This is a genomic window from Paracoccus lichenicola (assembly GCF_009708075.1).
In the GTDB taxonomy this organism is placed as follows: domain Bacteria; phylum Pseudomonadota; class Alphaproteobacteria; order Rhodobacterales; family Rhodobacteraceae; genus Paracoccus; species Paracoccus lichenicola.
This window is the reverse complement of the sequence record NZ_WMBT01000043.1, coordinates 1-4,674: the sequence shown is the minus strand read 5'-3', so window position 1 is coordinate 4,674 and position 4,674 is coordinate 1. Positions and strand designations below refer to the sequence as shown.

Genomic DNA, 4,674 nt, shown 5'->3' with positions numbered 1-4,674 from the left:
TAATAATCCCTGCGTCACGCAGCATTGAGCGTGTCCGCAGATATACTTCCTTTGAGGGATGTGATCCCCGCAAGTTTTTTGCAGTACGTTGGCTATAAATGGACCAGATAACACGAAAAATTTCGTAGTCAGACATCAAGATGCGGCCACTTTGATCCAGTTGACCAGCAGCAGCCTCAGCAAGCTGCGTCCAAGACCTACGCCTTTGAAAATACGTAATATTTTCCAAAATTCACCCGAGTGGCCTATTATAGATGTCCTTAGGACATCTATAATAGGCCACTGGTGTCCATTCTATCAAGCTTCTAACGTTCGTCAACCTTAGCAGAGGCTGTTTTCAGCACTTTCACAACCTCCTCGATATGCGCTCGCTGCTGCTGCGCCCGGCGGAGCATCAGGCTGCGGGCCTGGTCGTTGTGCCGGGCGATCTCGTGGAGCTGCTGGGCCAATTGGTCCAGGTGCAGACGGGAGATCTTCTGGCCGCGCAGCACGGCTGTGTTCATGGCGCGCACCGCCTGGTTCACGTTCTGCCCGATCGCAGACACCTCCTTGGTCAGCGCTGCGATCTCGCCGGCTTCCGGCGGCTCGATGTGATAGACGCCCGCCGCATAGAGCAGCACCCGCCGCGCCGTGTCGGCCCGGCTCAGGTCCAGTTCCTTCGCCAGGGCGTCCAGCCGCTCCATGTCCTCGGCGCTGACCCGCACCGTCAGCACCTTGCTCCGGGATTGCGGCAGGCGCTCGTCCCAGCGGTTCTTAAGGTTGTAGATCGTCCGGCGGCTGACCCCATATTTCTTCGCAAGGTCCGTGACTGGCACCTTCGCGTCCAACTCACCACGCAATGCCTGCTTCTGGTCGTTCGTTAGACGGCTGAACTTGCGCTTTGGCATGTGTAAAGTATCCAACTTTAAAACTGTGAAGTATTCAAGTTACATTTCCTGCCATTTACACATGCCGAAAACTAGTCTTCACAAGTCACAAGACCAGAAACCGTTCTGTGTTCGGTTCTGAGCCTGGTAGGACTGCGATTTTCCGTTCTGGGATTAGCTTTGCTGTTTTGCAGAGGACGGTGAAAGTCACGGCACCAACATCCTCTCAGAGGCGCGGAGAAGCTTTCTGGAGGCCCATCTGGGGTTCTTGGGTGGAAACTCCCTGACAAGGTCAGGCCTGCCTCCAGAGGCTCTTACAGGGCCTCCCAGTGCATCCAGCTTTTCTCGCGATCTTCCCTTGCCACCAGAAAGGCCGCTGCGGAGCGAAGCATTCTCCTTGCCGCATGCGCTGCCGCGAGGCGCCCCGCCGATCCAAAGAGCTGGCAAGCCTCGGGGCAGGCGGCGCCAAGCCGCCAGTTTCATCGCAGTGTCGGGTGTCGCGTGTCGCGTGTCGCTTCGCTCCAGCGACACCCGACACTGACACTATAAGACCTTTAAAACTAGGTGCCGGAGGGCAAAAGACTAGGGCCCGGAGGGTTTGAGACTAGGGCCCGGAGGGTTTGAGACTAGGGCCCGGAGGGTTTGAGACTAGGGCCCGGAGGGCAAAAGATAGAGGTTGCAGACTAGTTAGCAGTTATTTAGTCTAGGCAAATGCGGGAAATCACAGTGCCTAGCAGTGCCGTTGCGCTCCGATCCGACAAGCCGCTGACCCCAGCCATGGTTTCGGCCATCTGGGAACTGGCCTCGGCGCTCGATGCCGCTCGTATCCCCGCCGAGGTGGACAACAGCGTCTGGCTGGAAGTGCCTTCGCGGCTGCTGCGCGGCGAGGATGGACGTGACGACAATATCTGGCTGCGCGAGTGCCTGACCCGCCTGACCGGGGTGCAGCTCAGCGGCGAGTGGCGCGGCGATCCTTGGGGCGCGGTCCTACTGGCCGAATGGAAGATCACCCAAGGCGGTTCGATGGTGCGGGCGCTGATCCCGCCTGCTGGTATCCACGCCCTGCGCAGCCCACAAAACTTCGCCAAGATCGAGGCCCGCGCCGCCCACAGCCTGACCGGTCATGGCCGCCAGCTTTATGTGCTACTCGCCGATAAGAAGCGCTTGGGGCGGCCGTACTGGACCTTCACCGTGGATGAACTGCGGTCGCTCATGGGCGTGGCCGACAAGAAGTCCTACGAGCGTTGGAACAACTTTCGTCAATGGGTTCTCGATCCTGCCCTGGTGGCAGTGAACGACTACGGCACGGTCGAGGTCAGCATGACCCCCGAAAAGCGGGGGCGATCGGTCCATGCTGTCACCTTCCGCTGGCACTGGAAGGATCCCCACAATGCAGCCGAGATGGCGGCCGAGAATGAGCGCCACAAAAGCGCTCGCCGTCGCCAACAAGATACGGACGACGCCCCGCCCCTCATCGTAGCAGAACCCAAAGCGGAACCGGCTTTGGAGTGGTGGCATGGACTTACCCAGACGGAGCGTGCGACCTGGGCCGATCAGGTCGGACGCACCTTTAAAGCCGGAGCACTTACTGTGCCGCGACGCGAAACCGACCTTGCTCGCGCAGCCTTCTCAGCTCATGAACAAAGGGTTCTATCTGGAACCCCTAAATGAAGCGGTGCGAAACCATGCCGGAACTGTCCCTCTCTCAGGCTGCAAAGCTAACGGGCAAGAGCAAATCCACTATCAACAGAGCCATAAAAACCGGGAAAATCAGTGCAACTCGGCACGAAGATGGTAGCTATTCTCTTGATCCATCAGAGCTCTCACGGATGTTCAACATAGAACCCCAAGAGGGTTCGAAACGGCGTGATGCGGAACCAGAGGAGAACCGGCTTCTGGAACGCATTGAGGCACTGGAAGCTATGCTAAGTCGAGAGCGTGAGATCTCGGATGATCTGAAAGAGGACCGAGATCGCTGGAGGCAGCAGGCGACGGCTTTGCTGACTGACCAACGACCTACTACCTCTAAGTGGTGGCCTTGGCGAAGAAGCTCCTGACCTCGGTACTTTCTACATGTTAAAAGTGCCCCGCGGCACTTATTACGTTACTTTTCCAAAGCTGCGGCTTTGAAGTTAGTAATGACCACTTTCTTGATTCATCATTCACCAGGGCAAGGACTTATACAGTGCATTAGCGGCTTGGAAGCAAGTATCGAACTCTGGAAGTTCTCCAACTTCCAATTCAAGCGTATGCCAATCTGCTTTTGCTCTCTCTATTATTTCAGGCTGCTCCAAAGATTCTTTATTAGGCTCAATTCCTCTGGCCGCACACTTTTCACGGAAAATTTCTATAAGCTGCTGCCGTTCATCTTCGTCTAGCGAAAACCTCTGACATAAGGAATGAAGATCATAAACATCCTGACGTCGATGCCTATTTCTCTTCTCCTGCTGAAGAAGAGCTCTGAACTTCTCAGCCATTAACGCAATTAAAGAGTAAGCCTTTACCTTCTGTTCAGTGTCAGAAAAATTCAATATTTGAATAGCTCCGATAGGCTCCTTAAAGCTGATGTCCACCTCAAGCGCAGTGGGACTTTTCCTTTCATTGAAATGTTTTTCTTGAGGGGAATTTCGTTCTGCGTATCCAATTCTAAGCTTGATAGCTGGGCCTTCATTTTTCGGAAAATTATCTCCCTTGGGAAAATATTTATATGACTGCACACAGCACATGAGATCGGGGTACCCCAACTCGGCACACATTGCGGGGAATGCAGCATCTAATGCTTGCTGAATCTCCTCCGCAATTCCCTCTCTAGGATCGGCAACTGTACTGAGATCAATGTCACCTGTATTGCGCCAGCTACCATAAGCAACTGCCATCAAGATGCCTCCTTTCAAGAACATCTGATGCTTGTATGGCTCTATGCTACCAAGAGTAGAGAGAAAAACTTCAGTGGCCTGGCGCTCTAAGTATGTAACAGGATTATCTTTAGCTTTCTCTACCCAAGTTGCAATTGAGACTACAGTTTCCTGAAGCTCTTCGTCTTCATCCAACATTTACTGACATCATCCATTTTTCCGAGAAAGGTTCAGTATAGCCTCGTCCAGCCTCTAGAACACGGCTTCCGCCACGCTCTGCATATTTCAGCCATGAAGACACTTTACTATTAGAAATGCCTAGGTATTCATCTAAAATATATCCAGCTCTAACTTTGCAAATCTTCTGCTCAGAAGCATCAACCGCTTTAACTATTTGATCCAAATATTTAGTTGCATGCTCTTTCCAAACTCCAAGAACATGGCGCATGCCTCCGCACCGAGCAGGATCATCAACCATATCTAAAAAGACCTGCCCAATTGACGCTACCCTCGTATCTTGCCCGCGAACAGTCCGCCAGTCTCCATAGAACTTTGTTTTTAGCTGATTGATTGGACGGCGCCGAACGTTTTTAGGATGATGTGTAAGCAGTAAAGGCTCTATATAAATATCTTCGTTGGAAAGAACGCTTCCAAAATCATCTATTACACGATTTTTATTCCAAGATCGAACTGTTGCATCTGGAGGACTGGTTATAAAGAGAAACGTAGGACGCCGATTGGTTAATCCATATCTCTGCATTGCCGATAAGTGGGAAATATAGCAATATGGATCGGCTTGACACACTACAATATCTGCTGGTGCATCAGAAACAGACATTATACGCCAAAACATTGAGTAACTATCGTCCTGCCTAATAATCCCTGCGTCACGCAGCATTGAGCGTGTCCGCAGATATACTTCCTTTGAGGGATGTGATCCCCGCAAGTTTTTT

4 protein-coding genes are annotated in these 4,674 nt (G+C 52.7%); 1 reads left to right on the top strand and 3 read right to left on the bottom strand.

All coding sequences use genetic code 11. The features are described from left to right. Positions 1-305: 305 nt before the first annotated feature. The gene (locus GIY56_RS18170) at positions 306-887 is read right to left on the bottom strand and encodes a helix-turn-helix domain-containing protein (RefSeq protein ID WP_154766239.1); all 582 of its coding nucleotides are present in this window, start codon (positions 885-887) and stop codon (positions 306-308) included. Positions 888-1,643: 756 nt separating this feature from the next. Between GIY56_RS18170 and GIY56_RS18165 the strand changes: the two genes are divergently transcribed. After that, complete coding sequence (locus GIY56_RS18165; RefSeq protein ID WP_230312639.1) at positions 1,644-2,537, top strand: replication initiation protein; 894 nt, start codon at positions 1,644-1,646, stop codon at positions 2,535-2,537. Positions 2,538-3,028: 491 nt separating this feature from the next. Here the strand turns inward: GIY56_RS18165 and GIY56_RS18160 are convergent, their stop codons facing one another. Further along, a complete protein-coding gene (locus tag GIY56_RS18160) occupies positions 3,029-3,919 on the bottom strand; it encodes a nucleotidyl transferase AbiEii/AbiGii toxin family protein (protein ID WP_154766237.1) in 891 nt (296 codons plus the stop codon). Beyond that, on the bottom strand, positions 3,909-4,674 hold a 766-nt coding region (locus GIY56_RS18155), incomplete at its 5' end, for a hypothetical protein (RefSeq protein ID WP_230312638.1). The genes GIY56_RS18155 and GIY56_RS18160, both read right to left, overlap by 11 nt.